The following is a 24,962-nucleotide window of genomic DNA, read 5'->3' on the forward strand; positions in this document are numbered from 1 at the left end:
TGCTATGGCAGATACATTAGAGCGTGTAACGAAAATCATCGTAGACCGCCTTGGCGTTGATGAAGCTGACGTCAAACTTGAAGCTTCTTTCAAGGAAGACTTAGGTGCTGATTCCCTAGATGTAGTTGAGCTTGTTATGGAACTTGAAGACGAGTTTGATATGGAGATTTCTGACGAAGATGCTGAAAAGATTGCAACAGTCGGCGACGCTGTGAACTACATACAAAACCAGCAATAAGCTGATGCTAAAAGTCCCGCCTGACAGCGGGGCTTTAGCCCTTTAATCGTTCGGTTACCGGCGTCTGACGCTGTACGCGCTGCCGATTCCGTTTACGGCGGGGAGCGCGGTGAACCTGATGTGCCTATGGAGGTTACTATGTCAAAACACTCACATTTTAAAGATAAAAAAAAGTTCTATAAAAAAATAGAGCAATTTAAAGAGTTCCAAGAACGGATTTCGGTTCATTTTCAAAACGAGAAACTTTTGTATCAAGCATTTACACATTCATCTTATGTGAATGAGCATCGGAAAAAGCCGTATGAAGACAATGAAAGGCTTGAATTTTTAGGTGACGCTGTTTTGGAACTGACGATCTCCCAATTCTTATTTGCCAAATATCCGGCCATGAGTGAAGGAGATTTGACGAAGCTGAGAGCCGCTATCGTATGCGAGCCGTCACTCGTCTCACTTGCCCATGAATTGTCATTCGGCGATCTTGTTCTCTTGGGAAAAGGAGAAGAAATGACGGGCGGCAGAAAGCGTCCTGCGCTTTTAGCGGATGTGTTTGAAGCGTTTATCGGCGCACTGTATCTGGATCAGGGCCTTGAGCCGGTTCAGCAATTCCTGAAAGTGTACGTGTTCCCTAAAATAAACGATGGTGCTTTTTCTCATGTGATGGATTTCAAAAGCCAGCTTCAAGAATTTGTACAGCGGGACGGAAAAGGATCGCTTGAGTACAAAATTCTCAATGAAAAAGGGCCTGCCCACAACCGGGAATTCGAGGCGCTTGTCTCTCTTAAAGGTGAGGCGCTCGGTATCGGGAACGGACGTTCCAAAAAAGAAGCCGAGCAGCATGCGGCACAGGAAGCTCTTGCAAAAATGCAAAAACATCATACGAAACAATAAAATCCCCCTGTATCCCTAGGGGGATTTCAGTATGTCTGCGCCTGATATAAGCGGGTGATTATGATAATATTGAGATACTTATACGATAAGGAGGATCTGGGATGTTCCTCAAACGTTTAGACGTTATAGGATTTAAATCATTTGCAGAACGGATATCCGTTGACTTTGTAAAAGGCGTCACGGCCGTTGTCGGTCCGAACGGCAGCGGAAAGAGCAACATTACCGAAGCCATCCGCTGGGTGCTCGGCGAACAATCAGCCCGCTCGCTTCGGGGCGGAAAAATGGAAGATATCATTTTTGCGGGAAGTGATTCGCGCAAGCGGCTGAACCTTGCCGAAGTCACGTTAACGCTTGATAATGAAGATCATTTTCTCCCGATCGATTACCACGAAGTCAGCGTGACGAGACGGGTGTACCGTTCCGGAGAGAGTGAATTTCTCATCAACAATCAGCAGTGCCGTTTGAAAGACATCATTGACTTATTTATGGACTCCGGGCTCGGAAAAGAAGCATTCTCTATTATCAGCCAGGGGAAAGTCGAAGAGATTCTCAGCAGCAAAGCGGAAGACCGCCGCAGTATTTTTGAAGAAGCGGCCGGCGTGCTGAAATATAAAACAAGAAAGAAAAAAGCGGAAAACAAACTGTTTGAGACGCAGGATAACTTAAACAGGGTGGAAGATATTCTCCATGAGCTTGAAGATCAGGTCGAACCGCTGAAAATCCAGGCTTCAATCGCCAAAGACTACTTAGAAAAAAAGAAAGAGCTTGAGCATGTCGAAATTGCCCTTACCGCCTTTGACATCGAACAACTGCATGGCAGATGGTCGGGTTTAAAAGACAAGGTGCAGGCTGCTAAAGAAGAAGAATTGGCGGAATCATCGGCTCTATCCGCAAAAGAAGCGATGATAGAAGAGACGAGAGATAAAATCCACGCGCTTGATGAATCCGTCAACGAACTGCAGCAGGTTCTGCTCGTGACAAGTGAAGAGCTGGAAAAGCTGGAAGGCCGGAAAGAAGTGCTGAAAGAGCGCAAAAAAAACGCCGCGCAAAACCGGGAACAGCTTGAGGAATCCGTTACACAATACACGAACAAAGAAGCCGAACTGAAAGCGGACATTGAAAAACAGTCTGCCGTCTATGATAAGCTGCGTGCGGAAGTGAAGCGGTTAAACGCCCAAGTGAAAGAAAAGCAGCAGGCTCTCAGTCTGCATAATGAAAATGTAGATGAGAAAATCGAACAATTAAAAAGCGATTACTTTGAATTGTTAAACAGCCAGGCGTCGATTCGCAACGAGCTGCAGCTTTTAGATGACCAGATGTCCCAATCCGCGGTCCAGCAGGCGAGACTGACAGCAAACAATGAAAAATATCTTGAAGAACGTAACGATATTGCAGTCCGCAAAGCGGCGTGCGAAGAAGAATTGGCTGCCGTTGAAGAGGATATTCACAATCAGGTCGTCCGCTTTCGCGAAGTCCAGACAGCATATGAACAGAAAAAACGCCAATATGAAAAGAAAGAATCAGCGCTGTATCAGGCATATCAATTCGTCCAGCAGGCCAGATCCAAAAAAGATATGCTTGAAACGATGCAAGGCGATTTTTCAGGATTTTACCAAGGCGTAAAAGAAGTGCTGAAGCAGAAAGAGCAGCTCGGCGGCATCCGCGGCGCCGTTCTCGAACTGATTGCCACCGAACAAAAGTATGAAACGGCGATCGAGATTGCACTCGGCGCAGCGGCGCAGCACGTTGTCACAGACGATGAGCAGGCGGCGCGGAAAGCGATTCAATATTTAAAACAGAATTCATTCGGCCGCGCGACGTTCCTGCCGCTTACGGTTATGAAACCGCGCCAGCTCCAAACCCGTGATGAACAGACGGCTCAGAAGCATCCGTCTTTCCTCGGCACAGCGAGCGGGCTTGTCACATATGATGCCGCGTATCGGAATGTCATTCAAAACCTTCTCGGCACCGTGCTGATCACTGAAGATTTAAAAGGTGCGAATGAACTGGCCAAGCTTCTCGGGCACCGCTACCGCATCGTGACGCTTGAGGGCGATGTCGTCAATCCAGGCGGATCAATGACAGGCGGCGCGGTCAAAAAGAAAAACAATTCTCTGCTCGGCAGAAGCCGTGAGCTTGAGACGGTGACTGCGCGGCTTGCCGAAATGGAAGAAAAAACAGCTTTGCTCGAAAAAGAGGTCAAAACGCTGAAGCAGGCCATTCAAGAGCTTGAACATACGCTGAGCGGTCTCCGTGAAGACGGTGAAGCTTTCAGAACAAAGCAGCAGGATGTAAAAGGCAGGCTGTATGAACTCGAAGTCGCTGAAAAGAACATCAATACCCATCTGGAGCTTTACGATCAGGAGAAAGCATCACTGACCGAAAGCAGCCGGGAAAAAGAGACGCGCAAATCAGCTCTGGAAGAACAGCTGAGTGAGGCATCCGGCCAGCTGAAAGAGCTTGAGGAAGAGATGGAAAGGCTGACAAAACAAAAGCAGACCCTATCCTCAACAAAAGAAACGCTCTCTCATGAACTGACGGAATGTAAAGTGGCTGCTGCGAAAAAAGAACAGGCGTGTTCGAGTGAAGAAGACAACCTCAAACGGCTGAAAAAAGAGCTTGAAGAAACGCAGCTCGCTCTGAAAGAAACACGGGAAGATTTAAGCCTCCTGACCTCAGAGATGACGTCCAGCACAAGCGGTGAGGAGCAGCTTGAAAAAGCAGCCCATCACAAGCTTCACGATAAAACGAGAACGATCGAATTGATCGCCAGCCGGCGCGACCAGCGGGTGAAGCTCCAGCGGGCTCTTGATACGAACGAGCTTGAACTGAAAGAGATGAAGCGTCTGTATAAGCAAAAAACAGACATTCTGAAAGATGAAGAGGTAAAACTCGGCCGGATGGAAGTTGAGCTTGATAATCTCTTGCAGTATTTACGCGAGGAATACAGCTTATCCTTTGAAGGGGCAAAAGAACAATATCAGCTCGAACTCGAGCCTGAAGAGGCGAGAAAACGGGTCAAACTGATCAAGCTTTCAATTGAAGAGCTCGGAACGGTCAATCTCGGCAGCATCGATGAATTTGAAAGAGTAAACGAACGGTATCAGTTTTTAACAGAGCAGAAAAATGACCTGACGGAAGCGAAAAATACACTGTTTCAAGTCATTGAAGAAATGGATTCTGAAATGACGAAGCGATTCCATGAAACGTTTATCCAGATCCGTTCTCAATTCAACGACGTGTTCCGTTCTTTATTCGGAGGAGGACGGGCTGAACTGAAGCTGACTGATCCGAATGATCTTCTTAATTCCGGGGTGGACATTATCGCGCAGCCTCCGGGTAAAAAACTGCAAAACTTAAATCTTTTGTCAGGGGGAGAACGGGCGCTGACTGCCATTGCCCTTTTATTCTCCATTCTGAAAGTAAGGCCCGTGCCGTTCTGCGTCCTTGATGAAGTGGAAGCTGCGCTTGATGAAGCCAATGTATTCAGGTTTGCGCAATATTTAAAAAAATACAGCGGCGACAGCCAGTTTATCGTCATCACCCACAGAAAAGGCACCATGGAAGAAGCGGATGTCCTCTACGGTGTTACGATGCAGGAATCCGGCGTTTCCCGAATGGTTTCGGTCAAACTGGAAGAAACAAAAGAATTCGTTCAGTAACGAGGAAAGAGGTTGAAAGATGAGCTTTTTTAAAAAATTAAAAGAGAAAATCACGAAACAGACAGACTCCGTCTCTGAAAAATTTAAAGATGGTCTTGAAAAAACAAGAAATTCCTTCTCAAATAAAGTGAACGAACTCGTCTCCCGCTACCGGAAAGTCGACGAGGATTTCTTCGAAGAGCTTGAGGAAGTGCTGATTGGCGCTGACGTAGGTTTTACAACCGTCATGGAGCTGATTGATGAGCTCAAAAAAGAAGTGAAGCTGAAAAACATCCAGGATCCTCAGGAAGTGCAGTCCGTCATTTCTGAAAAGCTTGTCGACATTTATAACAGCGGCGACGAACAGATTTCTGAATTAAATATTCAGGACGGGCGCCTGAACGTTATTCTGCTTGTCGGGGTAAACGGCGTCGGAAAAACGACAACGATCGGAAAACTTGCCCATAAGCTGAAGAATGAAGGCAAATCCGTTGTGCTCGCTGCCGGAGACACCTTCAGAGCCGGGGCGATTGAACAGCTTGAAGTGTGGGGGGAGCGTACAGGCGTGCCTGTCATTAAACAGGCTGCCGGAAGCGACCCTGCTGCGGTTATTTATGATGCCGTACACGCGGCTAAAGCAAGAGGAGCGGATGTGCTGATTTGTGATACGGCCGGCCGCCTTCAGAATAAAGTAAACTTAATGAAAGAGCTTGAAAAAGTCAAACGCGTCATCGAACGCGAAGTGCCTGAGGCTCCGCATGAGGTTCTCCTTGCGCTGGACGCGACGACAGGCCAGAATGCGATGGCGCAGGCGAAAGAATTCTCCAAAGCGACGAATGTGACGGGTATCGCGTTAACGAAGCTTGACGGCACCGCTAAAGGCGGTATCGTCCTGGCGATCCGCAATGAGCTTCACATCCCCGTGAAACTGGTCGGCCTCGGAGAAAAGGTTGACGATCTCCAGCGGTTTGATGCAGAATCTTACGTATACGGTCTCTTTTCTGATTTAGTTGAAAAAGCCGAGGATTAATGAATAAAAAACGAGTATAAAATGGACGGTTTTATACTCGTTTTTTTATACGCATTGATAGATCGGAATGGAGGGGGCAATTGTTGGACAAATGGCTGAAAGCTGAATTGGAAAGTAAGATCGGCGCGATAAACCATATGTCGCTGTTGGATGAACAGGGAGGCACTTCAACCGTTCGGAAAATAGTGACCGGCCAAGACGCATTTCTGCTGAAAAGTTCTTTTCAACAGAAGTATCGGGAATGGTTAATGAGAGAAGCCTTCGTTTTACAAAAACTGACGGAAACTCGTCGTCTGCCTGTTCCTATTTATTATGGGATGATACAGGAACAGCATGCCAGCCATATCGTAATGTCATTTGAGGATGGAATCACACTGACTTCGGCTTTAAGAAAAGCAAAAGGGGATACTGAAAAGAAAAAGCTGATCAAAAGTTTCGGCCAGTTTCTGCAACGTCTGCATGAAACCGAAATGGTCTCTGGTTTACAGCCGGAAACAGACTGGCTCGATCTGCAAATCAAACGAGCCGGGGAATATGTCAAAAAAGGACAAGCTGAAGGAAGTGCAGAGCTTTTGAAGGAATTGGACAGGTGCAGGCCTGTTCCTGTTCAGCAGACAATGATTCACGGTGACTGCACGACTGATAATGTGCTGGTGAAAGACGGAGAGGTCTATCTGTTTATCGATGCTGCGGGAATATCGGCGGGAGATCCGCGATATGATGAATCATTAGCGATCAGTCATTTTGTCACAAATGAAGCATGCCTCAATGCTTTTTACGAAGGCTATTGCCGCTATCGTGTATCAAAACAAGAATTCGAGTATTTTAACGACGGTCTATATGAATTTTTTTGAAAAAACTTATTATGTAAAAAGAGCATCCTGCTTTGACAAGATAAAAACTTGACACACGCTCTGAAACCATGTAAACTAAGTTTTTGTAAAGGGATTTGACTTAACAAAGGGGAGAGCTCAAATGTCGCTCGAAAAAACGACGAGAATGAACTATTTATTTGACTTCTATCAGTCGTTGCTGACGTCAAAACAAAAGAGCTATATGTCGCTTTATTATCTGGACGATTTCTCCCTTGGTGAAATAGCCGAAGAATATGACGTTTCAAGGCAAGCCGTTTACGATAACATCAAACGGACTGAAGCGATGCTTGAACAATATGAAGAAAAACTGCTCCTTTTTAAAAAGTTTCAGGAGCGTAAAGAAATGTTTACAAAGCTGAAAGAGCTTGCTTCCGGGTTGCAGGAAGAGGAAAAAATGACGGCTCTGATTGAAGCGCTTGAGAAATTAGATTAGGAGGCGGCAAACAATGGCATTTGAAGGATTAGCCGACCGACTGCAAAAGACGATTTCAAAAATCCGCGGAAAAGGAAAAGTCAGCGAACAAGACGTAAAAGAGATGATGCGTGAAGTTCGTCTTGCGCTTCTTGAGGCTGACGTTAACTTTAAAGTCGTAAAGGATTTTGTGAAAAAAGTAAGTGAACGGGCTGTCGGACAGGACGTTATGCAGAGTCTGACACCCGGTCAGCAGGTTATTAAAGTCGTAAAAGAAGAGCTTACCGAGCTGATGGGCGGCGAAGAAAGCAAAATTGCCGTCGCCAAACGCCCCCCGACCGTTATTATGATGGTCGGGCTCCAAGGTGCCGGTAAAACGACAACCACGGGGAAGCTTGCCAACCTGCTGCGCAAAAAACATAACCGCAAACCGCTGCTCGTGGCTGCGGATATTTACCGCCCCGCCGCGATTAAACAGCTGGAAACCCTGGGGAAACAGCTTGATATGCCGGTCTTTTCGCTTGGCGATCAGGTCAGCCCGGTGGAAATTGCCAGACAGGCGATTGAAAAAGCGAAGGAAGAGCATCATGATTATGTGATTTTAGATACCGCCGGACGGCTGCACATCGATCATGAACTGATGGATGAGCTCTCCGGCGTAAAGGAAGTCGCAAATCCTGAGGAAATTTTCCTTGTCGTCGACTCAATGACCGGTCAGGATGCGGTAAACGTCGCCAAAAGCTTTAATGACCAGCTCGGTTTAACGGGTGTCATTTTAACAAAGCTTGACGGGGATACCCGCGGAGGTGCGGCGCTTTCTATCCGCGCGGTCACCGAAACGCCGATTAAATTCGCCGGAATGGGAGAAAAGCTCGATGCTCTTGAAGCGTTCCATCCTGAACGGATGGCATCCCGGATTCTCGGAATGGGTGACGTGCTGACCTTGATTGAAAAGGCTCAGGCGACCGTTGATGAAGACAAAGCCAAAGAGCTTGAGCAGAAAATGAGAACGATGAGCTTCACATTGGATGATTTTCTGGAGCAGCTCGGCCAGGTCCGAAACATGGGGCCTCTTGACGAACTGCTGCAAATGATGCCCGGCGCAGGCAAAATGAAAGGCTTAAAAAACATCCAAGTCGATGAAAAACAGCTGAATCATGTGGAAGCGATCATTAAATCAATGACTGTTCTTGAAAAAGAACAGCCGGATATCATTAACGCCAGCCGGCGGAAGCGGATTGCCAAAGGAAGCGGAACATCCGTTCAGGAAGTCAACCGTCTTTTAAAGCAGTTTGAGGAAATGAAAAAAATGATGAAGCAGATGACCAACATGACAAAAGGGAAGAAAAAAGGCTTTAAATTACCTTTTATGTAATCGGTTATACATGATAAAACCGTTGTTAAGAAAAAACACTTTACAAACACTTTTATCATTGTTAATATACTATCTTGTTGAAATATTTTCGGAGGTGCTAGTAAAATGGCAGTAAAAATTCGTTTAAAACGTATGGGAGCAAAAAAATCTCCTTTCTATCGTATTGTTGTAGCAGATTCTCGTTCACCGCGTGACGGCCGTTTCATCGAAACAGTCGGCACATACAATCCGGTTGCAAAGCCGGCTGAAGTGAAAATCAACGAAGAGCTTGCTCTTAAATGGCTTCAAACAGGAGCTAAACCTTCTGATACAGTCCGCAACTTGTTCTCAAGCCAAGGAATTATGGAAAAATTCCACAACGCTAAACAAGGCAAGTAATGACTGATCAGAACTTGGAAGATTTGATTGTCAGCATTGTGGCTCCGCTTGTCGACCATCCGGAAGACATAACGGTCACAAAGGAAGAGACTGATCAAAAGATTGCGCTGCGCTTATCTGTCAATAAGTCAGATACCGGTAAGATTATCGGAAAGCAAGGCCGGACTGCAAGAGCGATTCGAACCGTCGTTTTTGCAGCTGGCGCACAGTCTTCTAAGAAAGTTCAATTTGAAATATTTGACTGAAAAAGGGAGAGGGCCGGCACCTCCCCTTTTTTTACACGTAAAAAAGGCAAATGAACAGAAATATGTTGGAAGAGTGGGGAGTCTGGTCCTATGCAGATTATTCACAGGGTAACCGTTATGCAGGTTCTGACCGAGCAAAGCAAGGAAAAGCTTTTGGCCTCTTTTGCAGAAAAAAAGCAAACGCTTGAACGAGAATGCAGCCAGCTCTATTTTCAGCTTAGAAAACATGAAAAAGATCAGCAGAATCCCGATGTAGCGGAATCTTTTAAAAAAGCCATTGAGAAAAGACAAGACAAAATCAAAATGATCGATTTCCAAATAAGCCAGACAGAGTCGCTCCCGCTTGGAAGCGAAGTGAAGGAAAAGGAGATCGATGCGCTGCTTTCAATCAACGTCGGTGATAACTGGCATGAAAAAACAGCGGCAAATACCATCGTCATAAAAGACGGGGTAGTAATTGAAATCCGCCCGAGGTGATAATATGACAAACAGATGGTTTAATGTAGGCAAAATTGTAAATACCCACGGCATTAAAGGCGAAGTGCGGGTCATTTCTAAAACGGACTTTGCCGAAGAACGGTACAAGCCCGGCAATACGCTCTATTTGTTTGCGGAAGGGGCTGCGGAGCCAATCAAAGTAACGGTCAGCGCCCACAGGCTTCACAAGCAGTTTCACCTGCTGCAATTCAAAGAAATGCCGAGTCTCAATGAAGTCGAGCACCTGAGAAACATGGTGATCAAAGTCCCTGAAGAAGACTTGGGAGAGCTTGAAGAAGATGAATTTTATTTTCATGAAATCATCGGCTGCGAGGTTGTGTCAGAAGACGGGGAACTGATCGGCACAGTGAAGGAAATCTTGACGCCCGGGGCTAATGACGTATGGGTGGTTGCAAGAAAAGGCAAAAAAGATGCGCTCATTCCGTATATTGCTTCTGTGGTAAAGGATATTAATATAAATGAGAAGAAAATTAAGATTCATGTAATGGAAGGGTTAATAGACGAATGAAAATCGACTTTTTAACACTGTTTCCCGAAATGTTTCAAGGGGTGCTCGGCTCCTCCATTCTGCAAAAAGCACAGGAAAAAGAGGCTGTCCGTTTTGACGTCATCAATTTCCGGGCTTTTTCGGATAATAAACACCAAACGGTTGATGATTACCCGTACGGCGGGGGAGCCGGGATGGTGTTAAAGCCGCAGCCTGTATTTGATGCGGTTGAAAAGCTGACAGCCGGTACGGACGCCAAGCCGCGCATTATTCTCGTCTGCCCGCAAGGTGAGCGTTATACGCAGAAGAAAGCCGAGGAGCTGGCACAAGAGGAACATCTCATGTTTATTTGCGGACATTATGAAGGGTATGATGAACGGATCCGGGAACATCTTGTCACTGATGAAATCTCCATCGGGGATTTTGTGCTGACCGGGGGAGAGCTCCCTGCCATGATGATTGCCGACAGCGTTGTCAGGCTTTTGCCGGGCGTCCTCGGAAAAGAAGCATCCCACGTGGAGGATTCCTTCAGCACGGGGCTTTTAGAGCATCCGCACTATACGAGGCCTGCAGATTATAGAGGCTTAAAAGTGCCTGAGACCCTTCTGTCGGGCAACCATGCAAAAATACAAAAATGGCGCAATAAAGAATCAATCAGAAGAACCTTTTTAAGACGTCCCGATCTTCTTGAAAACTATCCTCTCACTGATGAGCAAAGAAAATGGATTTCCGAGTGGGAAAACGAATAGATTCTATTGCGCAGGCGATGAAGATATGATAAGATACTACTTGTGGCTTAAGGAGGCTTATCCTTCAGAAGCTTGAAAACGATGTTCCGCTGTGCCTTGCAGTTGTGGCCAAGAGCATCTGTTGGAAGGAGTTGAAAACGATGCAAAAACTAATTCAAGATATCACAAAAGAACAGCTTCGCACTGATCTTCCTGCGTTCCGTCCTGGTGACACTTTACGTGTACACGTAAAAGTTGTTGAGGGTAACCGTGAGCGTATCCAGATCTTCGAAGGTGTTGTGATCAAGCGTCGTGGTGGTGGAATCAGCGAAACGTTCACAGTTCGTAAGATTTCTTACGGTGTTGGCGTTGAACGTACATTCCCTGTACACACACCAAAAATCGCGAAAATCGAAGTTGTACGTTACGGTAAAGTACGTCGCGCTAAGCTTTACTACCTGCGTGAACTTCGCGGAAAAGCGGCTCGTATTAAAGAAATCAGACGATAATGATAACGAACGAAAAGAGCTTGTTACCCGTAACAGGCTCTTTTTTTATATGAAATTTGTAAAAGCAGAACAAGCAACGTAAAATACATAAGAGATCATCGGAACATCCGGTTCCGGTAAATAAGGCAGGTGTCGAAGTCACATGACCATTCAATGGTTCCCAGGCCATATGGCTAAAGCGAGACGGGAAGTAACAGAAAAACTGAAATTAATTGATATCGTATACGAATTGGTGGATGCGAGAATCCCGATGTCATCGAGAAATCCGATGATTGAGGAGATTTTAAAAAATAAGCCGCGCATTATGCTTTTAAATAAAGCCGATAAGGCGGATGCGGCTGTGACTGCCCAGTGGAAGGACCACTTTCAGGAACAGGGCATTCCCTCTCTTTCAATAAACTCCGTTAACGGGCAGGGACTGCATCAAATCGTGCCGTCCTCAAAAGAGCTGCTGAAAGATAAGTTCGATAAAATGAAAGCAAAAGGTGTTAGGCCAAGAGCAATCCGCGCATTAATCATCGGCATTCCGAATGTCGGCAAGTCTACGCTCATTAACCGGCTGGCCAAAAAAAACATTGCCAAGACGGGAGACAGGCCCGGCATTACCACTTCACAGCAGTGGGTAAAGGTAGGCAAGGAATTAGAGCTGCTCGATACACCGGGAATTTTATGGCCTAAATTTGAAGATGAGCTTGTCGGCTTGCGTCTGGCGATCACCGGGGCGATTAAAGATACGATTATCAACCTGCAGGATGTGGCCGTCTTCGGGCTGCGCTTTCTGGAAGAGCATTATCCCGACCGCTTGAAGGAGCGCTACGGACTTCAGGAAATCCCTGAGGATATCGCCGCTCTTTTCGACGCGATCGGTGAAAAACGCGGCTGTTTGATGGGCGGCGGAATGGTTGACTATGATAAAACAACGGAAGTCATCATTCGGGACATCCGGACGGAAAAATTCGGCAGGCTTTCATTTGAAACACCATCAGAATAAAGACGCGCAGCGATGCGGGTCTTTATTTTTTCCGCAGAATACCGATATACATAATGTAAGGGAGAAGAGAACGTGAATACATTAACCGTAAAAAGCGTAAAAGAACGCCTGCAAGAGGTCAGGGACGAAAGCGACCCCTTCCTTGCCCAATGTGAGAAAGACCCGAGAAAAAGCGTACAGACGCTTTTAGAGCAATGGCTGAAAAAGCACGCGAAGGAAAAAGCTCTTAAAGAGCAATGGCTGAACATGACGGCATACGAAAGACTGTCATCCAAAAAGGGCTTCCGCCTGATTGCGGGTGTTGACGAAGCCGGAAGAGGGCCGCTTGCCGGACCGGTTGTCGCCGGCGCCGTCATTTTGCCGGCAGAATGCGAGATTCTCGGTCTCACGGACTCGAAGAAATTGTCTGAAAAGAAGCTCGAGGAGTATTACAGCCGGATCACGGAAGAAGCGGCGGCTGTAGGAGTCGGCATTGTCCATGCGGACGTCATTGACCGGATCAACATTTATGAGGCCGCGAGACTGGCGATGGTAAAAGCCGTCAATGCTTTAACGGAAACACCTGATTATCTGCTTGTTGATGCCATGACCCTTCCGCTTGACATTCCGCAGTCATCAGTTATAAAAGGGGATGCCAAAAGCGTGTCAATTGCCGCCGGAGCCTGCATCGCAAAAGTAACGCGGGACCGTCTCATGGCTGAGTACGCCAAAACCTACCCCCTGTACGGCTTTGAAAAAAATAAAGGCTACGGAACGAAAGAACATCTTGAAGCTCTTCAGGCATACGGACCGACAACTATTCACCGAAAAACGTTCGCTCCCGTTCAATCTTATTGTTAGAAAAGAGGCTTAAGACATGAACATAAGCGGCGAAATCCAAGCGGCTTTCAGACAGCTGACGGCGGAAATCCCTCCGGACCGGCAAGACGGCGGTAAAGACAGCGGCGCTCAAAGGCTGCTGTTAGGGAAGGTTCTCCGTTTGCTGGACGATCAAAGCGCTCTTATCCAAATCGGCGGCCGGACGATGCAGGGAAAACTTGAAACCCCCCTTCGTCCGCAGGCGTATTACTGGTTTTCTTATGACAAACAGCCGGCGGAAAAAACGGGCCGGCTTCATGTAATTGACCAATTCGAAGGAAGCCCGAAAACCGTTCAGGAAGCGGCGGGAAGACTGTTAAACGCTCTTTCTGTCAAACCAGGCCCTGTGTCTCTGCAGATTGCCGAAACGTTTATGCAGCAGAAGCTGCCGATGACGGAAAACAGCCTCAAAGCTTGCATCCGCTGGGCTGAATCGTTTCCGGCCGCCGAATTGAAAAAAGCGGCGGAAACAATCGTATTTGCGCTGAAACGGGAACTGCCCGCACATCCGGAAGTCTTGTCAGCCATTCATGCTGTTAAATATCCGGTTCCGACCCGGCGTCTCCTCTCAGGACTGCTTCAGGCAATCAATCAGGCTCCGCAATCGGCAAAAGAGCTGTCTGTGCTCAAAGAGGCGGTTTCTGACGTGTTAAACGCGGAAACGGATCTTCATGCAGAACGTCTCCTGAAGAAGCTTGCCGAGGCTGCACGCATGCCGCTCTCAGAAACCGGGCTGATGGATGAAGGAGAACGGACGGAATCAAAACAATCACCATTTGTCCGAGAGACTCGTGAAAACGGAAAGGCAGTCTCAAGCCAGCCTTCTCCTCCGAGTGCACGCACACATCCGGAACTGCCTGAAAAAACGGCAAAACAGATTATAGAGAAATTAATGACATCGGCAGAAAAAACTGAAAACCGTCCCGTAAAAGTAACGGCGGAGATCATTAAGGCTTTCATTTCTCAAGAAAAAACATTTAAAACAGCACCTGTTCTTCAAAACGCACATCTGACAGAACAGGAGGCGGCTGTTTTTGAAAAAGCCGCTCAGCTCACCGAATTGAAATATGCAGAAAAACATGATGTATTAAGCCTTTTGCAGAAAATCAAAAAAGGACTGGGCACGCGTGATGAATTATCATTCATTACAGCGCTTGAAAAAGGCGTATCTCCGCAGCCGGAGAAACAAGCGCTGAAAACAGCCCTCCAAGCCGTCCGGACGCTTCAAGAGGCGCCCCAATCCGTTAAACAAGAGGCGGAACCGCTTATTCATAAATTAAACGGCCAGCTGTTTATTGAGCAGCATAATCCTTCTTTTACGCAGATGGTGCTGTCATTTCCGCTGGGAGCGTCCGCGTATGAGAATGACATCACAGTTCTCTTTAAAGGACGGAAGAAGCCGGACGGAAAACTCGACCCGTCACATTGCAGGCTCCTGTTTTTGCTGCATCTTGAAACACTGCAAGAAACCGTTGTGGACTGCATGATTCAGCAAAATGTAATGACCATTACGGTTGAGACTGATTTTGAGCTTCAGGCGGCCATCGACCCTCTCGTACCGGCTTTAAAAGAAGCTGTAAAAGAAACGGGCTTCAGCCTGTCAGGCGTCACGGCTAAAAAACGGCGCCCGAAAGACCAGAGCGCTCTTGTGGAAGAGTTTATAGAAAAAGACGGCGGAAGAAAAGTGGATGTGAAAATATGAAAGAGCAAACGCCGTTAAGAAGAGCTGTCGCCCTGCATTACGACCGGCAGAAAGACCAAGCCCCGAAGGTTGTCGCAACAGGCAGGGGGCACGTGGCGGAAAATATTATAAAAGAAGCTGAGAAGGCTGGGGTCCCCATTCAGGAAGACCGAACCCTTGTCGAATTAATGCGCCATTTGACGGTTGACGATCAGATACCGGAGGCGCTTTATGAAACCGTTGCCGAAATTTTTTCATTTGTTTACAGACTGGACGAAACCCTGAAAAACGAAAAATAAGGACCATTCATTTCCCGGACTCCGTTTAAATTTATATTTTCAATAAAATAAAAGTTAGAATGTTTGGAAGGATATAAAGATTTTGTTTTGAACCCTAGACAATTCTTCCAGTATTATATAGAATGAAAGCGCAGTCTATTTTTAGTTTTGCTACATAAGTTAGGAGGATGGGAAATGAATATCCATGAGTACCAGGGAAAAGAAGTCCTCAGAAAATACGGGGTGTCTGTTCCTGAAGGTAAAGTGGCTTTTACAGCAGAGGAAGCAGTTGAAAAAGCAGAGAGCCTGTCAAGCTCGGTTTATGTCGTAAAGGCGCAAATCCATGCTGGCGGCCGCGGCAAAGCTGGTGGGGTAAAGATTGCAAAAACAAAAGATGAAGTGAAAGAGTATGCCGAAGAACTGTTAGGCAAGACGCTCGTCACACATCAAACGGGTCCGGACGGACAAGTAATAAAACGCTTACTTATTGAAGAAGGCTGCGATATTAAAAAGGAATACTATGTCGGGCTTGTACTTGACCGCGCTACTTCAAGAATCGTTTTAATGGCGTCTGAAGAAGGCGGAACGGAGATTGAAGAAGTAGCGGAAAAAACACCTGAAAAAATTAAAAAAGCGGTAATTGATCCGGCTGTCGGCCTTCAGGGCTATCAGGCAAGGGAAATTGCATTCGCAATTAACATCCCGAAAGAGCTTGTCGGCAAAGCCGCTAAATTTATGCTCGGTTTATACAAAGCATTTGTTGAGAAGGACTGCTCGATCGCCGAGATCAACCCTCTCGTCGTTACGGGGGACGGAAACGTCATGGCGCTGGATGCTAAGCTGAACTTCGACAGCAATGCGTTATACAGACAAAAAGACATTATGGAATACAGAGATTTAGATGAAGAAGATCCGAAAGAAATCGAAGCGTCAAAATACGATTTAAGCTACATTTCCCTTGATGGAAATATCGGCTGTATGGTAAACGGCGCGGGTCTTGCAATGTCTACAATGGATATCATTAAACACTACGGCGGAGAACCTGCAAACTTCCTTGATGTCGGGGGCGGCGCAACCGCAGAAAAAGTTACGGAAGCTTTTAAAATCATTCTTTCCGATCAAAACGTAAAAGGAATTTTCGTCAATATTTTCGGAGGCATCATGAAGTGCGATGTCATCGCCGAGGGCGTTGTTGAAGCGACGAGACAAGTCGGATTGACATTGCCGCTGGTCGTGCGCCTTGAAGGGACAAACGTAGATTTAGGAAAGAAAATCCTGAATGAATCAGGCTTAAACATCACATCTGCGGAATCAATGGCAGACGGCGCACAGAAAATCGTATCCTTAGTTTAGGAAAGAATGAAAGGCAGGGGACCAGATAATGAGTGTTTTTATCAATAAAGATACAAGAGTTATTGTACAGGGGATTACAGGTTCTACCGCTTTATTTCATACAAAGCAGATGCTGGAATACGGCACGAATATCGTTGGCGGTGTAACACCTGGAAAAGGCGGAACGGAAGCGGAAGGCGTACCGGTATTCAATACGGTCGCAGAAGCGGTTCATACAACGGGCGCTGATGCGTCAGTTATTTACGTGCCGGCTCCGTTTGCGGCGGACGCAATTATGGAAGCGGTTGACGCGGAAATTGATCTTGTCATTTGTATCACTGAGCACATTCCGGTTTTGGACATGGTGAAAGTGAAGCGCTTTATGGAAGGCAAGAAAACGAGATTAATAGGGCCGAACTGCCCGGGTGTTATTACACCTGAAGAATGCAAGATCGGCATTATGCCGGGATACATTCATAAAAAGGGTCATGTAGGCGTTGTGTCCCGTTCAGGAACATTGACATACGAGGCCGTCCATCAGCTTTCAGAAGCCGGCGTAGGCCAATCTACCGCTGTAGGGATCGGCGGCGATCCGGTCAACGGCACGAACTTTATTGATGTGTTAAAAGCGTTCAATGAAGATCCAGAAACACATGCCGTCATCATGATCGGAGAAATCGGCGGCACAGCTGAAGAAGAAGCGGCTGAGTGGGTGAAAGCGAACATGACGAAGCCTGTTGTCGGCTTTATCGGCGGTAAAACCGCGCCTCCGGGAAAACGCATGGGCCATGCGGGCGCCATCATCTCCGGAGGAAAAGGCACGGCAGAAGAAAAAGTCAAAACGATGAACGCCTGCGGAATTGAAGTCGCGGAAACCCCTTCTGTAATGGGTGAAACGCTGATTAAGGTGTTAAAAGAAAAAGGCTTATTTGAAACGTGCAAAACGCACTGATCGAAGCAGGGGCAGCCGTAACGGCTGTTCCTGTTTTTGCTGAAAAAAAGAGGAGGTTTCCAGATTTGGATCAAGCATCGCGCTGTTTAATGGTCTGCAGTATTAATCAAATCATTTCCCCGTCTCTTCTATTAAAATGGTGGAAAGCTGATCATTCTCTGTCTTTTTTACCGGATCCGCATCCATTAACTGTTTTATCAGAAGGGAAAACAGCCCCGGAAGCAATTTTTCGGGAAATAGAGCGCAAGGATCCGAAACTTGATGAAGTTCTGTCCGATTACCGCCGCGAAGGCATTACTGTCATTCCGATTTCATCAAGCCGCTATCCAACATGGCTTAAAGCGATTTATGATCCGCCGGCTGTCTTGTATGCAAAAGGGAACACGCTGCTTCTTGAAAAAGGCAGAAAAATCGGGGTTGTAGGAACGCGGAAACCGACGGAAGACGGAATAAAAGCGGTTGGGCATCTTTCCGCCGAACTCTCAAAAAAAGGCTGGGTCATTGTAAGCGGGCTTGCATCCGGTATAGACGGATTGTCTCATAAGGCGAGCATCAGGGCAAAAGGGCTTACGATCGGCGTGATAGCCGGCGGATTCCATCACATCTATCCCCGGGAAAATCTCCTGTTAGCAGAATACATGGCTGAACACCATCTCCTACTCTCAGAACATCCTCCTGAAACAAAGCCGAAAAAATGGCACTTTCCGATGAGAAACCGCATAATCAGCGGACTAAGTGAAGGAATTGTGGTCGTGCAGGGAAAAGAAAAAAGCGGTTCATTAATCACAGCTTACCAGGCTCTCGACCAAGGCAGAGAGGTATTTGCCGTTCCGGGTTCCATATTTAATCCATATTCCGGAGGACCTATAAAACTCATTCAAGAAGGGGCGAAAGCTGTATTATGCGCAGAGGATATTGACGGAGAGCTGACCGCCCGATGCGTTCAGTATACGGAACCCTTTTGAAATATCGTTTGACAAACGGTATTGTAATATTTAATAATAGTGAGGATTTAAAGTTGCACATTATTTTCATGTATAAAATGACGTTCATCATAAAGAATGAAATGTTGAAAGCCATAAAAAGGCAGCTCTAAAATGAATTGATACTTGAAAAGAGAGAGAACACCTCTTGAGGGGGATGAAAATGTCTGATTATCTAGTCATCGTGGAATCGCCGGCAAAGGCGAAAACGATTGAACGTTATTTAGGGAAGAAATATAAAGTCAAAGCTTCAATGGGACATGTCCGGGATCTTCCGAAAAGTCAAATGGGAGTTGACATCGAACAGAACTTTGAACCGAAATATATTACGATCCGCGGAAAAGGCCCTGTTTTAAAAGAATTAAAAACAGCGGCAAAGAAAGCAAAAAAAGTCTATCTCGCGGCCGACCCCGACAGAGAAGGGGAAGCGATTGCATGGCACCTCGCACACAGTCTTGATCTGGATCTCAGCTCGGACTGCCGGGTCGTCTTTAATGAAATAACGAAAGACGCCATTAAAGAATCATTTAAACATCCGCGCATGATTAATATGGATCTTGTCGATGCGCAGCAGGCGCGCCGCATACTAGACAGACTCGTCGGATACAAAATCAGCCCGATTCTTTGGAAAAAAGTAAAAAAAGGCCTCAGTGCGGGCCGTGTGCAATCCGTTGCGCTCCGGCTGATCATCGACCGGGAAAAGGAAATCAATGACTTTAAACCTGAAGAGTACTGGACGATTACCGGCTCATTTTTAAAGGGAAAAGAGACGTTTGAAGCCGGATTTTTCGGGAAAAACGGCAAAAAGCTTCCTTTAAAAAGCGAAGAAGACGTAAAAGCCATCCTTGCTCAGCTGAAAGGCAATAAGTATACAGTTGACAAGGTTACGAAAAAAGAGCGCAAACGAAATCCCGCTCTGCCGTTTACAACGTCCACTCTGCAGCAGGAGGCTGCAAGAAAGCTGAATTTCAGAGCGAAGAAAACGATGATGATCGCGCAGCAATTATATGAAGGAATTGATCTCGGCAAAGAAGGGACAGTCGGGCTCATCACGTATATGAGAACGGACTCAACGCGGATTTCCCATACAGCCGTTGAAGAAGCGTCAGCTTTTATTGATCAGGCGTACGGAAAAGAGTACTTAGCGGGAAAACGGAAACCGGCAAAGAAAAATGAAAACGCTCAAGATGCCCACGAAGCGATCCGCCCGACTTCGGTGCTCAGAAAACCTGCCGACTTAAAAGCGGTGCTTGGAAGAGACCAGCTCAGATTATACAAGCTGATTTGGGAGCGCTTTGTTGCAAGCCAGATGGCGCCTGCCGTCCTTGATACGATGAGCGTCGATCTCAGCAATAACGGATTGACATTCCGGGCAAACGGAAGTAAAGTCAAATTCGCCGGCTTCATGAAAGTCTATGTAGAGGGTAAAGACGATCAGCTGGAAGAAAAAGACCGCATGCTTCCGGACCTTAAAGAGGGAGACACGGTTTTATCGAAAGATATTGAGCCTGAGCAGCACTTTACTCAGCCGCCTCCGCGTTATACAGAGGCGCGCCTGGTTAAAACGCTTGAAGAACTGGGGATCGGCCGTCCTTCGACATATGCGCCGACTCTTGACACCATCCAGCGCCGCGGTTACGTGGGATTAGACAATAAACGGTTTGTGCCGACTGAGCTTGGGCAGATCGTGCTGGATCTTATCATGGAGTTTTTCCCGGAAATCATTAACGTTGAATTCACGGCTAAAATGGAAAGAGATCTTGACCATGTTGAAGATGGCCAGACAGAATGGGTTCAAATCATTGACAGCTTCTATACTGATTTCGAAAAACGCGTGAAAAAAGCGGAAGCCGAAATGAAAGAAGTGGAAATTGAACCTGAATACGCCGATGAAGATTGTGAGTTATGCGGCTCCCGGATGGTTTATAAAATGGGCCGATACGGCAAATTTATGGCGTGCTCCAATTTCCCTGACTGCCGGAATACAAAACCGATTGTCAAACAAATCGGCGTAAAATGTCCTAAGTGTCATGAAGGAAACATTGTCGAACGAAAATCAAAAAAGAAACGCATCTTTTACGGCTGTGACCGTTATCCTGAATGCGACTTCGTATCTTGGGACAAACCGATTGAACGAAAATGCCCGAAATGTGAAAATATGCTCGTAGAGAAAAAGCTTAAAAAAGGCATACAAGTCCAATGCGTCGAATGCGATTATAAGGAAGAACCACAGAAGTAGCGGTGAGCAGAGCCTTGCTCACCTTCTTTGTGTGGAAGGGACAAACAACAGGAGATGAAAAGAAATGAACCAGCAAACAGTTAATGTAATCGGAGCAGGCCTTGCCGGAAGTGAAGCGGCATGGCAGCTTGCAAAACGAGGAATTCAAGTGAAACTATATGAAATGCGGCCCGTCAGGCAGACGGCAGCCCATCATACTGATAAATTCGCCGAACTGGTATGTAGCAACTCCCTCCGTTCAAATACACTCGCCAATGCGGTAGGCGTATTAAAAGAAGAAATGCGGGCGCTTGACTCGGCAATCATTCAATCTGCTGATAAATGCTCGGTTCCGGCCGGGGGAGCGCTTGCCGTTGACCGTCATGAATTTGCGCAAAGCGTGACGGATCTCGTGAAAAACCATCCGAACGTAACGGTTCTTACTGAGGAAGTAACAGAGATTCCGGAAGGCCCGACTGTTATCGCGACCGGACCGCTTACGTCAGAATCGCTTTCACAGCAGCTGAAAGAGCTCACGGGAGAAGAGTATCTGTATTTTTATGACGCGGCGGCGCCGATTGTCGAAAAAGACAGCCTCGATATGGAGAAAGTGTACTTAAAATCCCGTTATGACAAGGGAGAAGCGGCATACTTAAACTGCCCGATGACAGAGGAAGAGTTTGACCGTTTCTATGAAGCATTGACGACGGCTGAGACGGTTCCTTTAAAAGAATTCGAGAAAGAAATCTTCTTTGAAGGCTGCATGCCGATTGAAGTCATGGCGAAAAGAGGCAAGAAAACAATGCTGTTCGGACCGATGAAACCGGTCGGACTGGAAGATCCGAAAACAGGCAAGCGCCCTTATGCAGTCGTTCAGCTCAGACAGGATGATGCGGCGGGAACGCTTTATAATATTGTAGGTTTTCAGACACATTTAAAATGGGGAGACCAAAAAGAAGTGCTTAAACTGATCCCCGGCCTTGAAAATGTTGATATCGTCAGATACGGCGTCATGCACAGAAACACATTTATCAACTCGCCGAGCCTTTTGAACCCGACATATCAATTTAAACAGCGGAACGATCTGTTTTTCGCGGGCCAAATGACCGGTGTAGAGGGTTATGTTGAATCTGCCGCTTCAGGTCTTGTAGCGGGAATCAATGCCGCCAAACTTGTGCTCGGTCAGGATCTTGTGACATTCCCGCAGGAGACGGCGATCGGAAGCATGGCTCACTACATTACGACGACAAATCAGAAGAACTTCCAGCCGATGAATGCAAACTTCGGCCTCTTAAAAGAATTACCTGTAAAAATTAAAAACAAAAAAGAACGAAATGAAGAATACGCTAAACGCGCAATTGAGACTATTCAAACTATTTCGAAAACGATATAGCTTTTCATTGCAACTTCGATGCATTATATGATACCATTTAAAAGCCCTTCGGAGAGGGAGGTCTTCATAATGACTGAGAATGTTAACTTTTTTTTAAAGTTATTCGTTGAATATTTACAAATTGAAAAAAATTATTCACAATATACTATTGTGAATTATGTTAATTCGATTGAAGAATTTGGGATGTTTCTGCATGCTCAAAATATAAATGGAATGAAAGAAGCTGCATATCATGATGTGAGAATATTTTTGACGGAGGCTTATGAAAAAGGCCTGTCAAGAAAAACAATCAGCAAGAAAATTTCAGCTTTGAGAAGCTTCTATAAATTTTTAATGAGGGAAAAGCTTGTTGAAGAGAATCCGTTTCAGCTTGTTCATCTGCCGAAACAAGAGAAACGGATTCCGAAGTTTCTTTATGAAAAAGAACTTGAGGAACTATTCGCTGTTTCAGACAGAAGTCAGCCGTCAGGGATGCGCGATCAGGCCCTGCTTGAGCTTCTTTATGCGACCGGAATGAGGGTCAGTGAGTGTTGTACGCTCACTGTCGGCGATCTTGACCTGTTCATGGATACGGTGCTCGTTCACGGGAAAGGCAAGAAGCAGCGCTATATCCCGTTCGGCTCATATGCCCGTGATGCGCTGGAGCTGTATATCAACAGCGGAAGGCAGTGCCTGCTTGAAAAAGCAAAAGAGCCTCATGATGTGCTGTTTGTCAATCAAAGAGGCGGCCCGCTGACCGCCAGAGGAATCCGGTATATTTTAAGCGGGCTTGTAAAAAAAGCATCCGGCACTTTACATATACACCCGCATATGCTTCGGCACACGTTTGCGACTCATCTGCTGAATGAAGGGGCTGATTTAAGAAGCGTCCAGGAGCTTTTGGGCCATTCCAATCTGTCTTCTACGCAGATATACACACATGTATCGAAGGAAATGCTGAGAAACACATATATGTCCCACCACCCGAGAGCTTTTAAAGAAAATTAAAAGGAGGCCCTTCTCATGTCATCTTTTCATGCGACAACGATTTTTGCCGTCCAGCATAACGGGAAAAGCGCTATGTCAGGAGACGGCCAGGTCACATTCGGTCAGGCTGTAGTCATGAAACATACCGCGAGAAAAGTGAGAAAGCTGTTTAACGGAAAGGTTCTGGCCGGATTTGCGGGATCTGTTGCAGACGCTTTCACACTTTTTGAAATGTTTGAGGCGAAGCTTGAAGAATACAACGGCAATTTAAAACGTGCGTCGGTTGAGCTTGCGAAAGAATGGCGCAGCGATAAAGTGCTGCGCAAGCTGGAAGCCATGCTGATTGTCATGAACCAGGATACCTTGCTTCTCGTATCGGGAACAGGTGAAGTGATTGAGCCGGATGACGGCATTTTGGCAATCGGCTCCGGCGGAAACTACGCTCTGTCAGCAGGAAGAGCGCTGAAAACCTATGCCGGAAAGAATCTGTCCGCCAAAGATATTGCAAAAGCCGCTTTGAAAATCGCGGGCGAGATTTGTGTGTACACAAACGATCAGATCATTTTGGAAGAACTTGAATAGAAAGGACTTGAGGCGCATGGAAAACAAACCGTTAACACCGAGACAAATCGTAGATCGGTTGGATCAATACATTGTAGGACAGCAGGATGCGAAAAAAGCTGTCGCCGTGGCATTAAGAAACCGCTATCGCAGAAGTCTTCTTGATGAAAAACTGAGAGACGAGATCGTCCCCAAAAACATCCTGATGATGGGCCCGACCGGGGTGGGGAAAACAGAGATCGCCAGACGGATCGCCAAGCTTACCGGTGCGCCATTTATAAAAATTGAAGCGACAAAATTTACAGAAGTCGGCTATGTAGGCAGAGATGTCGAATCAATGGTCAGAGACCTCGTTGAGACATCCGTGCGGCTCATTAAAGAAGAAAAAATCAGCGAAGTGAAAGAACAGGCTGAAGAAAATGCAAACAAACGTATAGTGCGGCTTCTCGTTCCGGGAAAGAAAAAACAAGCGGGTGTGAAAAATCCGTTTGAAATGCTTTTCGGAGGAAGCCAGGCGGCAAATGATGATGAAGCCGACCAGCAGGAAGAAGCAAGCCTTGAAGAGAAAAGAAAGCGCATGGCGCATCAGCTCGCATTGGGAGAGCTCGAAGACCATTACGTCTCCGTAGAGGTGGAAGAGCAGCAGCCGTCGATGTTTGACATGCTGCAAGGCTCCGGGATGGAGCAGATGGGCATGAATATGCAGGATGCGCTGAGCAATCTGGTGCCAAAAAAGAAAAAACGCCGCAAAATGACGGTCAGAGAAGCAAGGAAGGTTCTGACCAATGAAGAGGCAGGCAAATTAATCGATATGGATGAAGTCGGCCAAGAGGCCGTGTTAAGAGCTGAAGAGGGCGGCATTATCTTTATTGACGAAATAGATAAAATCGCAAAAAACGGAGGGGCTTCTTCATCAGCAGATGTATCGAGAGAAGGCGTTCAAAGAGATATCCTTCCGATTGTCGAAGGATCTACCGTCGTCACGAAATACGGCTCCGTCAAAACAGATCACGTGCTGTTTATCGCAGCCGGGGCATTCCATATGGCCAAACCGTCTGATTTGATTCCGGAGCTGCAGGGCCGCTTTCCGATTCGTGTAGAATTGAGCAAGCTGACGGTAGATGATTTTGTGAAGATTCTCGTCGAACCCGATAACGCGCTGTTAAAACAATATCAGGCTTTATTGCAGACAGAAGGTATATCTCTTGAATTTTCTGACGAAGCTATTCGTAAGATCGCCGAAGTGGCTTATCATGTGAATCAGGATACGGACAACATCGGAGCGAGAAGGCTTCACACGATATTGGAACGTCTCTTGGAAGACCTGTCGTTTGAAGCGCCGGACGTGACGATGGAAAAAGTCGCCATCACGCCGCAATACGTTGAAGAAAAGCTCGGAACGATTGCAAACAACAAAGATCTAAGTCAATTTATATTGTGAAAAT

Annotated in this window: 25 protein-coding genes; all 25 read left to right on the forward strand. The window is 46.4% G+C overall.

Annotated features, from left to right (window positions below; translation table 11 throughout):
• Window positions 1-4 precede the first annotated feature (4 nt).
• The 25 genes from acpP (at window position 5) to hslU (ending at window position 24,958) form a co-directional block, all read left to right on the forward strand.
• A complete protein-coding gene (gene acpP / locus NYE36_RS08480) occupies window positions 5-238 on the forward strand; it encodes an acyl carrier protein (RefSeq protein ID WP_003154310.1) in 234 nt (77 codons plus the stop codon).
• 138 nt (window positions 239-376) lie between these two features.
• Complete coding sequence (gene rncS / locus NYE36_RS08485; RefSeq protein WP_014417754.1) at window positions 377-1,126, forward strand: ribonuclease III; 750 nt, start codon at window positions 377-379, stop codon at window positions 1,124-1,126.
• A gap of 101 nt (window positions 1,127-1,227) precedes the next feature.
• Window positions 1,228-4,788: a chromosome segregation protein SMC gene (gene smc, locus NYE36_RS08490; RefSeq protein ID WP_094032432.1), complete on the forward strand. Its 3,561-nt coding sequence runs from the start codon at window positions 1,228-1,230 to the stop codon at window positions 4,786-4,788.
• Between the two features lie 19 nt (window positions 4,789-4,807).
• Window positions 4,808-5,797: a signal recognition particle-docking protein FtsY gene (gene ftsY, locus NYE36_RS08495; RefSeq protein ID WP_003154301.1), complete on the forward strand. Its 990-nt coding sequence runs from the start codon at window positions 4,808-4,810 to the stop codon at window positions 5,795-5,797.
• Between the two features lie 83 nt (window positions 5,798-5,880).
• On the forward strand, window positions 5,881-6,651 hold the full coding sequence (locus tag NYE36_RS08500) for an aminoglycoside phosphotransferase family protein (protein WP_007409762.1): 771 nt from the start codon (window positions 5,881-5,883) through the stop codon (window positions 6,649-6,651).
• 121 nt (window positions 6,652-6,772) lie between these two features.
• Entirely contained in the window at window positions 6,773-7,105 is a 333-nt protein-coding gene (locus NYE36_RS08505) for a putative DNA-binding protein (RefSeq protein WP_003154299.1), read from the forward strand.
• Window positions 7,106-7,118: 13 nt separating this feature from the next.
• Window positions 7,119-8,459, forward strand: a complete 1,341-nt coding sequence (gene ffh, locus NYE36_RS08510; protein ID WP_007409763.1) for a signal recognition particle protein — start codon at window positions 7,119-7,121, stop codon at window positions 8,457-8,459.
• 105 nt (window positions 8,460-8,564) lie between these two features.
• On the forward strand, window positions 8,565-8,837 hold the full coding sequence (gene rpsP / locus NYE36_RS08515; protein ID WP_003154296.1) for a 30S ribosomal protein S16: 273 nt from the start codon (window positions 8,565-8,567) through the stop codon (window positions 8,835-8,837).
• The gene (locus tag NYE36_RS08520; protein WP_007611392.1) at window positions 8,837-9,082 is read left to right on the forward strand and encodes a KH domain-containing protein; all 246 of its coding nucleotides are present in this window, start codon (window positions 8,837-8,839) and stop codon (window positions 9,080-9,082) included. Before rpsP ends, NYE36_RS08520 begins: the two co-directional genes overlap by 1 nt.
• Window positions 9,083-9,172: 90 nt before the next feature.
• Complete coding sequence (locus NYE36_RS08525) at window positions 9,173-9,559, forward strand: YlqD family protein (protein WP_003154291.1); 387 nt, start codon at window positions 9,173-9,175, stop codon at window positions 9,557-9,559.
• Window positions 9,560-9,563: 4 nt separating this feature from the next.
• A complete protein-coding gene (gene rimM, locus NYE36_RS08530) occupies window positions 9,564-10,088 on the forward strand; it encodes a ribosome maturation factor RimM (RefSeq protein WP_003154290.1) in 525 nt (174 codons plus the stop codon).
• The gene (trmD, locus tag NYE36_RS08535) at window positions 10,085-10,816 is read left to right on the forward strand and encodes a tRNA (guanosine(37)-N1)-methyltransferase TrmD (RefSeq protein ID WP_007409764.1); all 732 of its coding nucleotides are present in this window, start codon (window positions 10,085-10,087) and stop codon (window positions 10,814-10,816) included. The genes rimM and trmD overlap by 4 nt, the downstream gene beginning before the upstream one ends.
• Window positions 10,817-10,956: 140 nt before the next feature.
• Window positions 10,957-11,304 carry a 50S ribosomal protein L19 gene (rplS, locus tag NYE36_RS08540; RefSeq protein WP_003154288.1) on the forward strand — a complete coding sequence of 116 codons (348 nt, stop codon included), beginning with the start codon at window positions 10,957-10,959 and terminating at the stop codon, window positions 11,302-11,304.
• 142 nt (window positions 11,305-11,446) lie between these two features.
• Window positions 11,447-12,295, forward strand: coding sequence for a ribosome biogenesis GTPase YlqF (gene ylqF, locus NYE36_RS08545; protein ID WP_007409766.1), 849 nt, complete (start codon window positions 11,447-11,449; stop codon window positions 12,293-12,295).
• A gap of 72 nt (window positions 12,296-12,367) precedes the next feature.
• A complete protein-coding gene (locus tag NYE36_RS08550; RefSeq protein WP_094032433.1) occupies window positions 12,368-13,135 on the forward strand; it encodes a ribonuclease HII in 768 nt (255 codons plus the stop codon).
• Window positions 13,136-13,151: 16 nt separating this feature from the next.
• Window positions 13,152-14,855, forward strand: a complete 1,704-nt coding sequence (locus NYE36_RS08555) for a glycosyl transferase (RefSeq protein WP_094032434.1) — start codon at window positions 13,152-13,154, stop codon at window positions 14,853-14,855.
• On the forward strand, window positions 14,852-15,133 hold the full coding sequence (locus NYE36_RS08560) for a FlhB-like flagellar biosynthesis protein (RefSeq protein WP_007409769.1): 282 nt from the start codon (window positions 14,852-14,854) through the stop codon (window positions 15,131-15,133). Before NYE36_RS08555 ends, NYE36_RS08560 begins: the two co-directional genes overlap by 4 nt.
• Before the next feature lie 174 nt (window positions 15,134-15,307).
• Entirely contained in the window at window positions 15,308-16,465 is a 1,158-nt protein-coding gene (sucC, locus tag NYE36_RS08565; protein WP_003154283.1) for an ADP-forming succinate--CoA ligase subunit beta, read from the forward strand.
• A gap of 28 nt (window positions 16,466-16,493) precedes the next feature.
• Window positions 16,494-17,396 carry a succinate--CoA ligase subunit alpha gene (sucD, locus tag NYE36_RS08570; RefSeq protein ID WP_003154281.1) on the forward strand — a complete coding sequence of 301 codons (903 nt, stop codon included), beginning with the start codon at window positions 16,494-16,496 and terminating at the stop codon, window positions 17,394-17,396.
• 65 nt (window positions 17,397-17,461) lie between these two features.
• Entirely contained in the window at window positions 17,462-18,361 is a 900-nt protein-coding gene (gene dprA / locus NYE36_RS08575) for a DNA-processing protein DprA (protein WP_094032435.1), read from the forward strand.
• A gap of 181 nt (window positions 18,362-18,542) precedes the next feature.
• Window positions 18,543-20,618, forward strand: a complete 2,076-nt coding sequence (topA, locus tag NYE36_RS08580; protein ID WP_342496888.1) for a type I DNA topoisomerase — start codon at window positions 18,543-18,545, stop codon at window positions 20,616-20,618.
• 64 nt (window positions 20,619-20,682) lie between these two features.
• Entirely contained in the window at window positions 20,683-21,990 is a 1,308-nt protein-coding gene (gene trmFO, locus NYE36_RS08585; protein WP_012117550.1) for an FADH(2)-oxidizing methylenetetrahydrofolate--tRNA-(uracil(54)-C(5))-methyltransferase TrmFO, read from the forward strand.
• 69 nt (window positions 21,991-22,059) lie between these two features.
• Window positions 22,060-22,977, forward strand: a complete 918-nt coding sequence (gene xerC / locus NYE36_RS08590; protein WP_007409774.1) for a tyrosine recombinase XerC — start codon at window positions 22,060-22,062, stop codon at window positions 22,975-22,977.
• 15 nt (window positions 22,978-22,992) lie between these two features.
• Window positions 22,993-23,538, forward strand: coding sequence for an ATP-dependent protease subunit HslV (gene hslV / locus NYE36_RS08595; RefSeq protein ID WP_241458200.1), 546 nt, complete (start codon window positions 22,993-22,995; stop codon window positions 23,536-23,538).
• Between the two features lie 7 nt (window positions 23,539-23,545).
• A complete protein-coding gene (gene hslU, locus NYE36_RS08600; protein WP_254894347.1) occupies window positions 23,546-24,958 on the forward strand; it encodes an HslU--HslV peptidase ATPase subunit in 1,413 nt (470 codons plus the stop codon).
• The last annotated feature ends 4 nt before the right edge of the window (window positions 24,959-24,962 follow it).

This window comes from Bacillus sp. FSL R5-0593 (genome assembly GCF_038603755.1).
Lineage (GTDB): Bacteria > Bacillota > Bacilli > Bacillales > Bacillaceae > Bacillus > Bacillus velezensis.